Origin of the sequence: Pseudoblastomonas marina (genome assembly GCF_034374265.1) — a bacterium.
In the GTDB taxonomy this organism is placed as follows: Bacteria; Pseudomonadota; Alphaproteobacteria; order Sphingomonadales; family Sphingomonadaceae; genus Alteriqipengyuania_A; species Alteriqipengyuania_A marina.
The window spans coordinates 1,801,112-1,814,786 of the sequence record NZ_CP139718.1; the positions used below are offsets into that span (position 1 = coordinate 1,801,112).

The window sequence follows — 13,675 nt, forward strand, 5'->3', positions numbered from 1 at the left end:
GGTTTGCCTTCCTCAGCCCGCCAACAGGCGGCAGTGGGAGGGCGGCGTGGCCTTCAACCCGAGAAAGCTCCCGGGCAGATACCAGTACGCAGCATGCACCAGTGCCGAACCGGCGCCGCGTGCCTTTGCCTTCCGCAAGGCAAGCCAGGCCCCGGCGGCCAGGCCGATACCGATGAAGATATGCTGCGAGAGAATGCCCCAGGCGAAGGGAATGAGAATCCCTGCAAACTCGTCGATGGTCCAGAAGCCGATGAGCTCCGGGTCGTCGAGCCGCCGTGGAACGAGGTACCTGTCGGCCATGCCGCCCTCCTGTCGTGACCGGATCCGCTGATCAGATGACCGCGGTCACGACCGAGGTGACGATCGGCACGCCGGTGCCGACACCGATCCCGACGCCGACCGGCACCGCGACCTGGCCGAGCGAGAAGCGCCCCGAGGCGAGACCGATCAGACCGCCCGCAAGGCTGAGCACGGTGATGATCTTGCCGCCCGAGCCTTCAAGGAAGTCGGTGAACTTGGTCAGCGCGGGATCGAAGGTGGTGTCGGCGCCGGCGAAGGCGGCACCGGCGCAGGCCAGCGCCACGCAGGCGGGAAGAATGTAGTCGCGGCCGCGTGCACGGTTGGGCATGCGCTGCTGGACCGGAAGGGCAGTCTTGGTGGTCATGGATGGAAACTCCGAGGGATTGAACATCAGCCAGCGATACGTTCGCTGTATGTTCTTTCCTCTCCCGGGAGCCGGGCTGTAGGAAATCGGGAACTGGATTTTGGGGCTGCCGACCAAACAGAAAGCGACATCTGAAGGGGCAATGGACGGGATTCGCGCAGGCTGATCGCGGAGCAGCGCCGACTGTGCCGGCTTCTGAGCGATGCGAGCCGCGATCTGCGCTGGTGCGGACGGAATTCGCGCGAATCATCGAAGGAAGCTGATTCGTCCCTTCCTCTATGTTCTCTAGATGTTCTTTTCGTTTTCCTACAGGCTTCCTTCGCGGTTAGCCGGTGAGTCGATCACATCTTGAGAAAAGGATTCGTCGATGACCAACATGGCGCTCTTTGCCGAACAACAGGTTCGCGCCGATCTCGCCCGGCTGCTTGTAGCAGCTGTCGAAACCAGCGGCCGTGCCCGCTGCGACATCGCGCGCGACGCGCAGATCCATAAAGATGCCCTGCGCCGCGTCCTTGCCGGCGAACGCTCAGCCAGCCTCGGTGAAGCCTTGCGCATTCTCGCTGCGAGCGGTGTCGCGCCGCACGCCCACCTGCTTCTTTTCCTTGTCAGCAGCGGAGATCACGCGATCGCCTGGCTGCAATCAGACCTCGCGCAGTTCTTCGAGGACTTTTCTGGCGAACTGCCTTCAGCGCTCGAGCGTGTCTTGGGCAACCAGGTTCACGATGTGAAGCCGCGCTGGGCTAAGGGCACCGCTCATCGTGTTGCACGGCTGCTCTCCGACCACATCGATGAACTCGAACGCAAGGACGTCCTGCTTGGCGATGTCTTTGCCGGTGTCGAAGGAGGCCATCGTGGGTGAGGAGATCGACAAGGGAGCGACCGAAACCCGCCGGGTCACCCGTCTCATTCGTCTGCCCGAAGTACAGCACCGTGTCGGCCTCGGCCGTTCGACGATCTATCGCTGGATGAGCGAGGGTAAGTTTCCAAAGCCGGTGCAGTTGGGTGGCTATGCGGTCGCATGGGGGGAGGAAGACATAATTGCTTGGGTCGAGAGCCAACTCAAGAGGTAGACAGATAGCAGTCGTTACGATCGGATGAATGCGCCATCACCACCAGCATAACTATTCGCCGCAGCTAGGCTTGGAAACCGCGCGCCCGAGATCTACCAAAGCAAACCGACGAACTCAATTTGAGTTCGATCGCCCAGCCCTATCTCGATCGACTGTGGCCGACTCAACCACCGTGGTCTGGCCTGCAGGCAAATTGGCCCATCCCAGTCCCAAGGACTTCTGGATCGCGATCCAGCCATTTGTCATGGCGGCGATCGCCCGATCGAGATTTGCTCTGGCCTGTTCGCGCTGGCGGATCGAAGTGTTGAGCTCGCCCTGCGAGATTACCCCCGCTGCGCGGCGTTGCTCGTTAAGCTCCGCAGCCGTGTCGGCCTGTCGACTGATTTGCGCCAGCGCGGCTACGTTGGCTCGTTGCTGCCCGAACCGGGCAAGCGATTGTTCGGCATCGCGCAGTGCGCCGAGGACCACTTCAACATAGCGTGCTTCGGCCTCGTCGCGCGCACTCTCGGCCTGATCGATCGATGCTGCCGTGCGGCCGAAATCAAGCAGGTTCCACTGTAGCCTCGGCAAGGCGATCGCTGACAGATTGCCGAGATCAAAGATGTCATCCGGCTGCGATCCGCCCAAACCGAGTATGCCCATGAATGAAAGCTTGGGGAAGCGAGCGGCCTCCGCCACTCCGATGCGCGCATTCGCCGCCGCGAGCGTTCGTTCCGCGGCACGAACATCCGGCCGCCGCGCTATCAGCGCGGCGGGATCACCCACCGCGACCCGTTCGGGGGGAAGCGGAATTTCGGCCTGAGCCGTCAGGAGCCCGTCGAGTGCTCCGGGCGCTTCGCCCGTAAGCACCGCGAGCGTGTCCTTGAACACATCGATGTCCGCTTGCGCTTCCGCGATCTGCGAGTTGAGCAATTCGAGCTCGGCGTTCGCGTTGCCGACCGGGAATAGCGCGAGAGCGCCCTGCGTATAGCGCTGATAGGTCAATTCGAGAGTTTGCTGCTGCAACTCACGCTCGCGCTGGACGAGCTCGAGCCGCCCCTGCGCTTCCCGCAGGCTCACATAAGCCCGCGCGACTTCAGCGGCGAGCTGAACTTTCGAATCCTCGGCGTTCGCCACCGAGGCCGCAGCCTGAGCGTTGACCATCTCGACACGCCGTGCCTGCCCCCCTGCGAAATCGATCTCCCAGTTTGCATTGAGCCCGACGTTGTAAACGCTGAGGCTGTCCTGCTCTTCGGTGTCTGCAGGAGCGCCGGGCGATCCCGCGGGCGGGCCGCTGCCGATATCCAGACCTGGAATCTTCGCCTGGATCGCAGTCGCCTGCGCAGCCACGGCGGGCAGCCGGTTGGCGCGCTCCTGGCGGACAGAAGCCCTTGCCTGTTCGATGCGAGCGCGCGCCGCGGCCACGCCCGGATTGCCGGCCAGCGCGCGTGCTTCCAGATCATTGAGGACCGGATCGCCGAGCAGCGTCCACCAGTCGCCGGCAATCGGCGCTGACGGATCGATTTCGGGGCCGGCCCGTGCGAACGCGTCGCTTGCGGCGGTCGCAGGTTGCGGGGGACCGGCATAGTCGGGACCGGACATGCAACCCGTGAGGAGCGCCATGGGAGCGAGGAGAGTTAGGGTCTTGCGCATAGAGTTCTCAGTGCATCGAAAGGGATACGTTCTTCGGGAGAGGCTTGAGGAACAGTACCAGCGGCACCGTGGCCAGGGTAATCGCGCCCATGGCGAAAAACACATCGTTGTAGGTCATTACGAACGCATCGCGCTGAATGATGCCGGAAAGCATCTCCAGCGCGGCCTGTGGGCTGCCCAGCGACGCCGTCATGCCGTCCAGGTATTCCTGTAGCCGGGGGCTGTTGGCGTTGAGGGTTTCTTCCATGCGCCGACTATGATGCCACAGGCGCTGATCCTGGAACGAGGCAAGCCCCGCGAGCGCGAACGAACCGCCGAGGTTTCGCGCAGCGTTGAAAATCCCGGAAGCATCGCCGGCATCCTCCTTGGCAACCGAAGCTACCGTCGCCTGATTGAGGAACATCATCGTGAGGATCATGCCGATGCCTCGCAGGAATTGGCTTTCGGTGAACACTCCACCTCCCGATGCCGCTGTCAGATTGATGCTGACGAAGCAGCTTAGCGCCATGATGAACATGCCCACGCCGACCGCAATCCGGATGTGAATCCTTCGTATCATGAAGGGCAGCACAGGCATCAGCAGGAAGGCCGGAACACCCATCCAGAAGATTACGAACCCAGTCTGCAAGGCATTGTAGTCGGAGATTATCGCAAGAAATTGCGGGATCACGTAGGTCGAGCCATACATGACCATGCCGAGTGCCAGCGCCATGACCACGACGCTGGCAAACTGCCTGCTGAGCATCAGGCGCAATTTGAGCACTGGCTTGCGTGCATACAGCTGTCCGTAAGTCAGAAGCGCGAAGCCGACGATCGTCATCAACGTGAGCTGCACGATCAGTGTGGATTCGAACCATTCCTCACGGTGACCTTCTTCCAGAACGACGGTCAGCCCGCCAAGGCCAAGGATCATACCCACGATGCCTGCCCAATCCGCCTCGCGCAGGTAGACCCAGTCAGGTTTTTCGTGGGGCAGCCCGATGAAGAGCAGAGCCAGGAGCAAGGCGCAGACGGGCACGTTGACGAAGAAAGCGTAGTGCCAGCTCAGGTTCTCCGTAAGCCAGCCCCCGACGAGCGGCCCCATGACCGGACCAAGGACCACCGTCATCCCGAACAGCGCCATTCCGATGGGTTGCTGCGATGGAGGCAGCCGCTTCGCCACGATGGTCATGGCGGTGGGAATCAGCGCGCCTCCCATGAATCCTTGACCGGTGCGGCCGATGATCATGGTCGTCAAATCGGTGGCAATGCCGCACAACACCGAAAAGGCCGTAAAGGCGGAAACGGCGACGATGAGCAGAGTTCGAAGGCCGAGCAGTCTTTCCAGCCATGCACTCAGAGGGATGATGATGATTTCGGCTACAAGGAAAGCTGTCGCAATCCACGTGCCCTCGGTTCCGGTCGCGCCGATTTCTCCCTGTATCGTCGGCAGCGCGGAATTGACGATCGAGATGTCGAGCGTTGCCAGCATCGCGCCGAGTGCACCGGCGGCTACGGCGATCCAGGCCGTGGCATCGGCCTTCTCGACCGGCGGAGCAACCGCAGCAGAGGCACCTGCCATCGGTCAGTCTCTGGCCGCGTTGCGGATCGAATCGAGTTCGTCTCTGGCGCCGCGGGTATCAACGCTGGCGACAACGGACATGCCCGGCACCAGCAGACGCAGGACTTCGGAAGAAGCCTGAATGGATATGCGGACCGGGACGCGCTGAACGATCTTGGTGAAATTGCCCGTCGCGTTTTGCGGAGGCAGGATCGAGAATTCCGCCCCGGTCCCGGGGGCGATGCTTTCCACTCTCCCCGATAACTCGAGATCGGGCAGCGCGTCGATTTCCAGGGTGACGGGTTGCCCGGGGCGGACGAGGCCGAGCTGCGTTTCCTTAAAATTCGCCGTCACATAAAGACGGTCGGTGGGAACCACGCTCATCAGGCGCTGGCCGGGCTGGACAAATTGTCCGGGCCGGACCGTGAGGTCACCCACCCGCCCGGAAATGCTCGCCCTGAGCGTGGTCGACGACAGGTTCAGGCGGGCCGCCTCAAGCTGCGCACGAGCTGCGTTGGCTTGCGAATTGGCTTGGTCTATCTGTTCGCCCAGCGTGCCTTGCCGCCGCTGTGCAGCCGTGAGCGCGGCGCGCGCCGCCGCGACCTGGGCTTGCGCTTCTCTGGCCTGGGCCTGCAGCTGGTCGAGCCTTTCGCGCGGCTCCGCTCCGGAAGCGGCAAGGGGGCGATAACGCGCAACCTGCTCCGCAGCCAGACCGGCCTGCGCAGATGCCGCGGCAAGTTGGGCACGGGCCTGCTCGATAGCCGCATCCTGCTCTCGCTGTTGTGCGCGAACCGTATCAGCTCCGGCGAGCGACGCCGCGATCTGGGCTTCGACCTGGTTCGTCTGGGCGCGATAATCCCGCACGTCCAGCTGCACAAGTGCATCGCCCGACGCAACCGTTTGATTCTCAGTCACCAGTACGCGCTCGACATAGCCGGCAATTTTGGGGGAGATGATGACGCTGTCGGCGGCGATATAAGCGTTGTCGGTGGACTGCTGGAATCGGCCGTACGTCTGATGATTGTAATACCAGTAGCCCCCGGCGAGCAGGACCAGAATGACGGCGATCAGCAGACCAAGCCGGACCCGCGGACTGGACAACCCCTTCGGACGTTCGCCTTGATCGCTATCGCCTGCTGTCTCGTCCGCCATGGTAATTTCGCTCCTCGCCATCGTTTGGCCCGTTGCACGAGCGATATAGCGGTCAAAATAAAATACGAAAGGCCTTTACTATTTTTTCCTGATCGATAGGACCCACTCATGACGGAAGACGAGGACACTCTCGCACTCGACAATGTCATCACCGACGATGATCGAGCGATCTTCATGATGGACGAGATCAGTCGCGCCGCGCGCAAGGCATTCGATGACCGGGCACAGCCGCTTGGCCTCAATCGTACGCAGTGGCGTGTGCTGGCGCAGCTCATCAAAGATCCTGCCCTGAACCAGACCGACATCGCCAGGCGTCTCGAACTCGAATCCGCCACCATTGGCTTGGCGGTCACCGCCTTGACCCAGAAAGGCTTTATCGAGCGCCGCCGTGACCCGGCGGACGGGCGGTCTTGGAGTCTCGGCCTGACGAGACGGGTTGAGGAAATACTCCCTGACCTCAGACGGGCCGCAGACGCGACCCACCTGCGAATATGGAGCGGAATGACGCCGCAACAGAAGAGTACTTTGCATTCGCTTTTGGAGATGGTCAGCGAAAACGTACGGCGGGATGCTCTCTGATGGCAGACATGCCGCCTTCGCGCATGAGTGACCGGAAGCGGCTTGCGCAGGTCATAGCAATTCTCGGCCGTCACGGGCTGGGCGGCATCGTGTCCGCGTTGGGATCCGGCCGATCTCAAACCAATGCACATCCGACGCGCCCGGAAGCCCTGGTCGAGGCACTGCGCGAACTGGGACCAGTCGCGACCAAGCTTGGCCAGATCCTCGCGATGCGAAGCGATCTCTTGGGGCCGGATTGGACGGCAGCGCTATCGCAGCTGCACGATCGCGTTCCGGGTGTACCGTTCGAGCGTGTCGAGGCTCCGCTCACCCATGCTCTCGGGGAAGACTCCGGCCAGTATTTTCGTGAGCTGGATCGGGAGCCGATCGCGGCGGGCTCTATAGCGCAGGTGCACGCAGGAATACGGAGCGACGGCGTACCGGTCATCGTCAAGATCCGGCGACCGGGAATCGAAAGTGTCGTGGATGCCGACATGCGTTTACTGCGGCGCATTGCCCGATTGGCACAACGCGCCAGTCCCCTTGTCGAAAGACAGAGGCCCGATGAGCTGTTGCGGTTCTTCGCCGAAAGCCTCGATCGTGAGATGGATCTGGGCGCTGAAGCACGCGCGAGTGCGGAGATCGGCAGCTATCTTGCACGGTTCGGGATCGAGACAGCCCACTTCGACAACGAGGTGAGCGGGCGCAGTCTCAATGTCCAGGAGCGGGTCGACGCGATCCCGGCGACCGACTTGGCCACACTGAGGGACGCCGGCGTGGATTTTACGTCCGTCGCGCGCGGCTATTCACGCGCGGTGCTGAGCATGATTATCTTCAACGGTCGCTTCCACGCCGATCCGCATCCGGGCAATGTGCTGATCCGCCCCGACGGGACCTTGGTGTTCATCGACTTTGGCGCGGTAGGCACTCTGCTGCCAGAGCGGCGGGACGAACTGGTGCGCCTGTCACTGGCGATCGCCGGAGAAGATATCGACGATCTGGTCGATGTTCTCCTTCAGTGGGCAGGCAATCCGGCGGTCGATCGTGAGGCGCTGAAGGCATCGCTTAATCAATTGGTCGGCAAGTTTCGCAACACGCTTCTCGACCAGATCGACCTGTCTGGCATTTTCGCCGATGTATTCGATCTTCTGCGGACTTACCAACTGGCCCTACCCGGCGACCTCGCCTTGATGCTGCGCACGCTGCTCACCGCCGAGGGGTTCGTACGCCGTCTTGACCCGCGCTTCGACATAACGTCCGAACTTGCTCCGATCGGCAAACAACTGCTGATGGAGCGCGCCAGCCTGGCAAACCTGCGCGGAAATGCCCGGCGGACAGCATCGACGCTGATACGCGCGCTTCTCGGCACCCCGGAGATCGTCGAGAACCTGGCGTCGATCGCTCGCCGCGGACAGCTGCCGATCCGGTTGGATCCTCAGGATCTTGCGCGACTGGAAAGGCCGTCAGGTGCGGCGCCCATGCGTTCCAGCGACCTGATTGCGGCAGCGCTCATCGTATCGGCAGCTATCCTGGCAGACCTATCGATAATTGCAGCCATTGGCTGTGCCTTGGCGGCGCTGACATTCTTTTTTCTTGCCCGGAGGCCGCGCTCGTGAACGAGGATCGCCTGTTGCTTCCTGGTGCCGACGGCCTGACGCTTGTCGCAAGTACATTCGGACCGGCTGACGGTTTCCCTGTGCTTCTGGCTCATGGAGGCGGACAGACACGGCGCGCCTGGAGAAAGGTCGGCACTCGCCTGGGCCGGGCCGGATACCGAGCGATTGCCCTCGATCTCAGAGGGCATGGCGAAAGTCCATGGTCCCCGACCGGCGCTTATGATGTGCACGATTTCGGCCGGGATCTCGTTGCAGTTGCGCAGAGTTTCGAGCGCAATCCGGCGCTGATCGGTGCGTCGCTGGGAGGATTGGCGGGCCTTGTGGCCGAGGGCACGATCGCGCCCGGCACGTTCGCCTCGCTAACCCTCGTAGACATTACGCCGCAAATGGAAGCGAACGGGGTCGCGCGGGTCCTCGGCTTCATGGCGCAGCACGCCCGAGAGGGGTTCGAATCGCCCGAGCACGCTTCCGCTTCAATCGCAGCATATCTGCCGCACCGCGAGAGACGGCAAAGTTCCTCGGGATTGAAGAGTTACCTTCGAAAGGCACGGGACGGGCGGTATTATTGGCACTGGGATCCGGCATTCGTCGAGAACGTTACGCGCCGACGCACCATTACCGACGACGTTTCCGCCGGGTCGACCGAGCTTGTTCAGGCTGCGTCGGCGCTGTCGCTCCCGGTCCATCTCGTGCGCGGTGGATCTAGCGACCTTGTTTCTCCCGAAGGCGCCGCTGAATTCCGGAAACTGGTTCCCCATGCAAAATTCAGCGATATCGCTGGTGCGTCGCATATGGTCGCGGGCGACGAGAACGATGCGTTCGGCGACGCAGTACAGCGTTTCCTGGTCGAAACTCACCCTGTAAAACTGTGACCCTAATGATTGCGCCACAAGGCCAACCTCGGTCAGGTACTGTGGCGGACACCCTAGGAGCACGCGGGGCGCGAACTTTCAATGTTTCGGCACCTCTGCCGGACGGAAAAATCCCTGTTTGCGTGCAAGATGGAAACTAACGCAAACTTTTCCTTAGTGGGGTGGATCGTTGGCATTCTGATGCTTGCCACCATCGCTTTTGCGGTGTGGCTTCTCGATCCCACGCCCAATCAGGAAACATATCTCGTCAGGTTTGATCGCTCCGTGGAAGGCCTTCAGCCGGGGTCGACCGTAACACTGTCGGGTGTTCCTGTGGGTCGGGTAACATCGGTCCGCCTGGCGGAAAATGGACCGGGAAACGTTCTCGTCGTGCTGACTCTCGATCCTGATGCAGCGAAAGTTGACGGCCTTGAAGCGACAATCAGTACCAACCTGATAACCGGCGAGGCAGCGCTGGTGCTCGAGGGTCGAAGGGGCCGTCAAGGCATATACGCCGACAATTCAGGAAGGAAGATCATACCGCCCTCGGACGGAACCGGACTTTTTGGGGGGAATGCGACCGCTACCGTCGAGAGCGTGGCAAACAGTGTCCGCGCTTTGAACGAAGGACTGGAACCAGAAAAGCAGCGAGCGATCACCTCGGATCTTGCCCGGCTTCGAGTCACGACGGCCGATCTCGCATCGGATGTCGAAGGTTGGGACGAAGATTTGGGCTCAACAAAAGGAAGATTGTCAGACTTGCGGCAACGGATCGGTGGATGGGCGATTGATCTTCGAGACGCAGATCGCCGAATTTCGGACGGAAGCGCTTCCACCAGCGCGCGAAGACGTCTTCGCCAATTCAGCGAGGGGGTACAGAACGCTGAGAATAAGCTTTCCCAGGCAAAGAGCGGCATTCCGGCGATCGAAAATTCTCTGATCGAAGGGGAAGCGGTCTTTCGCGGACTCAGTCGCGACCTCGGGCCTGTCAGAGAGAAAATCGAAGATGTCGAGGTCAGGGGAATGGCATCAGATCCTCCTCTCCCAGACTATCGGGCTGGGAGAAGAGACGCTGGAGCGAATTCCGAACATTCAAAGTGAGCCTAACGAACGACGGCTCTCGGAGAGAGAGCACAGCCCGTTGAATGGCGGAAAGGAGGGCGCTTAGCGGACATCAATCTTGGCTGGTTTCCCGGGCGCAAAAATGCATTCTAGAGTCCCCAAAAAGGCATCGAACCAATGCATTAGACGGCATTTGCGGGCCTTTTGCGGGCTCTTCGCACAAACCGAATTACCTAAACATCTGAAAAAAGGTAAAAAATGAGACCGATTGTGATGCCTCTTCTGGAACCATTTCCGGGACCGGCGATCGCCTGACTTCCCGGTTCAGTACCACGATTCTGCCAATTACGGTCGGTCGGATCAATTCGGGCCGGCGACTTCTTCGATCGCCTCGACGATCGTGGCGTAAACGCGGTCGAGTTGAGCTTCCTCGATACAGTAGGGCGGCATCACGTAGACCGTGTTGCCCAGCGGGCGCAGCAAAACGTTGCGGGCGCGGAAGGCGGCGAGCAGGCGGGGGGCGAGATCGGAGAGGTATCCGTCCGCCTCGCCCACGTCGACAGCGGTGATCGTCCCCGCCTGGCGCGCATTGCGGACCAGCGGGTGCGAAGTCAGGCGCGTCAGCTGCGCCGATTGGCGTTGTGCCAGCGTGGCGATCCGCTCGGCCACCGGTTCATCCTGCCAGATCGCGATATTGGCGTTGGCCGCCGCGCAGGCGACCGGATTGGCGGTGTAGCTCGACGAATGGAAGAACATCCGCGCGCGGTCGTCGCTCAGGTGAGCTTCGAACACCGGTTCGCTCGCCATGGTGACCGCCAGCGGGATCGCGCCGCCGGTCAGTCCCTTCGACAGGCACAGGATATCGGGCTCGATTCCCGCCTGCTCGCAGGCGAGCATGGTGCCGGTCCGTCCCCACCCCGTCATCACCTCGTCGGCGATGAAGAGCGTGCCGTGTAGGGCGCAGATGCGGCGCATTTCGGCCAGGGTCGCGGGCGAATACATCAGCATCCCGCCCGCCCCCAGCACCAGCGGTTCGACGATGAAGGCGGCGGCCCGGTCGCGGCAGGCGCGTTCGAGCGCGTCGAGCGTGCGCTGCTCGGCCCCCTCGTCTGGGAAGGGGATCGAGGTGACGTCGAACAGCAGCGGTTCGTAGGCGCGGTTGAAGGCCCCGCGCGCGCCCACCGACATCGTCCCGATCGTGTCGCCGTGATAGCCATTGTCCATCACCACGATCCGATGGCGCGCCTCGCCCCGGTGGAGCCAGTAGCCGAGCGCCATCTTGAGCGCGACCTCGACGCTGGTCGATCCGGAATCGGAGAAGAAGACGCGAGTCAGGCTTTCGGGCATCAAGTCGCGCAGGCTGGCGGCCAGTTCCTCCGCCGGGCCGTGGGTCCAGCCGGCGAAGATGATCTGGTCGAGCCGCGCCGCCTGCTCGGCGATCGCCGCCGCGATCTTTGGATGGGCATGGCCGTGCGTCGTCACCCACCACGACGAGATCGCATCGATCACCTCGGCACCGTCTCGCGTATGGAGCACGGCACCCTGTGCGTGGGTGACGTGCGGGATCGGCTCGCCGAGCCCGTGCTGGGTAAACGGATGCCAGACCGGCGAGCTGGTCATGCGAAATCTCCGAGGTCGAATGCGCGCGCGAAGGCTGTAGACAGGTTGTCGGCATCGAGCGGGTCGACGATCGGCAGGCGCCCCAGCCGCGCGACCTCGCCGATCCCGCAGATGGTCGCCTCGCTGTCCTCCTGAGGCGCGCCGATAAAGGCCACGCCGAGGATGGGTACGCCGCGTGAACGCAGCGCCTCGATCGTCAGCAGCGAGTGGTTGATCGTGCCCAGCTCGGTCCGCGCGACGATAACCGCCGGCGCGCCCCATCGCGCGAACAGATCGGCATAGAGCAGGTCGCGCGTGACGGGCACGAGCGCACCGCCCGCGCCTTCGATCACCAGCGTGCCGTCCACCTTCGGCAGGTCGAGTCGCTTAGGGTCGATCGTGACGTCGTCGAGCTCGGCGGCGCGATGAGGAGAGCATGGCGTCGTCAGGCGGTAGGCTTCGGGCAGGATCGATGCCTCGGAAACGCCCAGCGCCGCCACACGCGCGCTGTCGCTGCCATCGTCGAGCCCGGCCTGCACGGGCTTCCAGTAATGTGCGCCGAGCGCCGCAGCCAGCGCGGCGGCGAACACCGTCTTGCCGATATCGGTATCGGTGCCGGTCACGATGATCGTCTCTTTCACAGGAGTTCTCCCAAGGCTGTCGCAAGCTCGTCGATGGCCTGATCGTCGGTGTTGAGGGTGATCGAGACGCGCAGCCGCGCCGTGCCGTCGGGCACGGTCGGCGGGCGGATGCCGCGCACGTCGAAGCCGCGCGCCTGGAGCGCCGCCGCGATCTCCATCGCGCGGGCATCGTCGCCGATCGGGACCGGCTGGACCTGGCTGCCGCTCGGGGCAATGCCAAGCGGTGCCACGGCGCGGCTGGCGCGGACGACGAGCGCCTGCAATCGGGCGCGGCGGTCATCGGCCTGCTCGATGATTGCCAAGCTCTCGCGCACGATGGCCGCGATCAGCGGAGATGGCGCGGTCGAGAAGATGAAACTGCGCCCGCGATTGACGATGAAATCGCGCAGGTTCGCGGGGAGGAGGATGAGCGCGCCCTCGCAGCCCAGCGCCTTGCCGCAGGTCGCGAGTACGACCACGTTCTCGCGGCCTCGCAGTGCGGCGGCGAGGCCGCGTCCCTCCGGACCATGGACGCCGACCGCATGCGCCTCGTCGACCAACAGCATGGCATCCATACGCTCCGCCAGCGCGGCGAAGTCGACGATCGGCGCCCGGTCGCCGTCCATGCTGTAAAGCGTCTCGATCGCGATCCACGGCGTGCCGGTTCCGCCCGCCCTGCGCCAGCGGCGGATCGCGTCTTCGGCGGCGTTCGCATCATTGTGCGCAAAGCTCTCGCCGGGCGCGCGCGACAGGCGCATGCCCTCATGCGCGCTGGCGTGCACGAGCGCGTCGTACAGGATCAGGTCGTCCGGCTGCGGCAGCGTTGCGAACAGCAGGCTGTTGGCGGCAAAACCCGTGGCGATAAACAGCGCGGCTTCGCTGCCGAAGAACCGGGCCGCCTCGGCCTCGAGCGTCTCGTGCTCGGCGGTGTTGCCGCGCAGGAGGCGCGAGCCGCCCGAGCCGAGATCGACACCCCGGCGCAATGCGGCGATCGCGGCTTCGCGCAGCTGCTCCGATCGGGCGAGGCCGAGATAGTCGTTGGAGGAAAAATCGCGCCCCGATCGCGGTGCGAGCGTGCGGCGGCGACTGGCCTGCTCGAGCCTGCGCAGGTCGTCGCGGTAGAAATCGGGAAGCGTCACGCAGCGGCCCATAGGCAAGCATGCCCGGTCTGCAAAGGGAACCTGCCCGCCCCTCCTGGGCCCGGTCGTCTGCCCCTTCACATTGCGCCGCGGGCACGCCACATGCACCCGCACTCCACAAACACTGGCGCGCGCTGCCGCGCGTCATCCCGTTTCCCGCAAGAAAGGCCCC

General features: G+C 63.1%; 14 protein-coding genes. 6 read left to right on the forward strand and 8 right to left on the reverse strand.

Annotation, left to right across the window (positions count from 1 at the left end; translation table 11 throughout):
• Window positions 1-12: 12 nt before the first annotated feature.
• Together traL and T8S45_RS08975 are read right to left on the reverse strand one after the other, a co-directional pair.
• Entirely contained in the window at window positions 13-300 is a 288-nt protein-coding gene (gene traL, locus T8S45_RS08970; protein WP_006834208.1) for a type IV conjugative transfer system protein TraL, read from the reverse strand.
• A 31-nt stretch (window positions 301-331) separates the two neighbouring features.
• A complete protein-coding gene (locus T8S45_RS08975) occupies window positions 332-664 on the reverse strand; it encodes a hypothetical protein (RefSeq protein WP_322293464.1) in 333 nt (110 codons plus the stop codon).
• Between the two features lie 367 nt (window positions 665-1,031).
• Between T8S45_RS08975 and T8S45_RS08980 the strand changes: the two genes are divergently transcribed.
• On the forward strand, window positions 1,032-1,523 hold the full coding sequence (locus T8S45_RS08980) for a hypothetical protein (protein WP_322293465.1): 492 nt from the start codon (window positions 1,032-1,034) through the stop codon (window positions 1,521-1,523).
• Window positions 1,516-1,734 (forward strand): helix-turn-helix transcriptional regulator, encoded by a 219-nt coding sequence (locus tag T8S45_RS08985; RefSeq protein WP_259963214.1) that lies wholly within the window; start codon window positions 1,516-1,518, stop codon window positions 1,732-1,734. The genes T8S45_RS08980 and T8S45_RS08985 overlap by 8 nt, the downstream gene beginning before the upstream one ends.
• 114 nt (window positions 1,735-1,848) lie before the next feature.
• Here T8S45_RS08985 and T8S45_RS08990 read toward each other — a convergent pair whose 3' ends face one another.
• From T8S45_RS08990 to T8S45_RS09000, 3 genes are read right to left on the reverse strand one after another with little or no spacing between them, the layout of a single operon-like run.
• The gene (locus T8S45_RS08990) at window positions 1,849-3,336 is read right to left on the reverse strand and encodes an efflux transporter outer membrane subunit (protein WP_259963215.1); all 1,488 of its coding nucleotides are present in this window, start codon (window positions 3,334-3,336) and stop codon (window positions 1,849-1,851) included.
• 37 nt (window positions 3,337-3,373) lie between these two features.
• Window positions 3,374-4,927 (reverse strand): DHA2 family efflux MFS transporter permease subunit, encoded by a 1,554-nt coding sequence (locus tag T8S45_RS08995; RefSeq protein ID WP_215227340.1) that lies wholly within the window; start codon window positions 4,925-4,927, stop codon window positions 3,374-3,376.
• Window positions 4,928-4,930: 3 nt separating this feature from the next.
• Complete coding sequence (locus T8S45_RS09000) at window positions 4,931-6,079, reverse strand: HlyD family secretion protein (RefSeq protein ID WP_375545964.1); 1,149 nt, start codon at window positions 6,077-6,079, stop codon at window positions 4,931-4,933.
• Window positions 6,080-6,166: 87 nt separating this feature from the next.
• Here T8S45_RS09000 and T8S45_RS09005 point away from each other — a divergent pair, with 87 nt between their 5' ends.
• From T8S45_RS09005 to T8S45_RS09020, 4 genes are all read left to right on the forward strand, one after another.
• On the forward strand, window positions 6,167-6,637 hold the full coding sequence (locus T8S45_RS09005) for a MarR family winged helix-turn-helix transcriptional regulator (RefSeq protein ID WP_215227341.1): 471 nt from the start codon (window positions 6,167-6,169) through the stop codon (window positions 6,635-6,637).
• Window positions 6,637-8,232, forward strand: coding sequence for an ABC1 kinase family protein (locus T8S45_RS09010; protein WP_187337189.1), 1,596 nt, complete (start codon window positions 6,637-6,639; stop codon window positions 8,230-8,232). The genes T8S45_RS09005 and T8S45_RS09010 overlap by 1 nt, the downstream gene beginning before the upstream one ends.
• Window positions 8,229-9,104 carry an alpha/beta fold hydrolase gene (locus T8S45_RS09015; RefSeq protein WP_187335529.1) on the forward strand — a complete coding sequence of 292 codons (876 nt, stop codon included), beginning with the start codon at window positions 8,229-8,231 and terminating at the stop codon, window positions 9,102-9,104. Before T8S45_RS09010 ends, T8S45_RS09015 begins: the two co-directional genes overlap by 4 nt.
• An 81-nt stretch (window positions 9,105-9,185) precedes the next feature.
• Entirely contained in the window at window positions 9,186-10,184 is a 999-nt protein-coding gene (locus T8S45_RS09020) for an MlaD family protein (RefSeq protein WP_322293466.1), read from the forward strand.
• A 321-nt stretch (window positions 10,185-10,505) separates the two neighbouring features.
• Here T8S45_RS09020 and T8S45_RS09025 read toward each other — a convergent pair whose 3' ends face one another.
• Genes T8S45_RS09025 through T8S45_RS09035 form a run of 3 tightly spaced genes read right to left on the reverse strand, consistent with a single transcriptional unit; the run spans window position 10,506 to window position 13,503 of the window.
• On the reverse strand, window positions 10,506-11,765 hold the full coding sequence (locus T8S45_RS09025) for an adenosylmethionine--8-amino-7-oxononanoate transaminase (protein WP_322293467.1): 1,260 nt from the start codon (window positions 11,763-11,765) through the stop codon (window positions 10,506-10,508).
• Window positions 11,762-12,385, reverse strand: coding sequence for a dethiobiotin synthase (gene bioD / locus T8S45_RS09030; protein WP_322293468.1), 624 nt, complete (start codon window positions 12,383-12,385; stop codon window positions 11,762-11,764). The genes T8S45_RS09025 and bioD overlap by 4 nt, the downstream gene beginning before the upstream one ends.
• Window positions 12,382-13,503, reverse strand: coding sequence for an 8-amino-7-oxononanoate synthase (locus T8S45_RS09035; protein ID WP_322293469.1), 1,122 nt, complete (start codon window positions 13,501-13,503; stop codon window positions 12,382-12,384). The genes bioD and T8S45_RS09035 overlap by 4 nt, the downstream gene beginning before the upstream one ends.
• Window positions 13,504-13,675 lie beyond the last annotated feature (172 nt).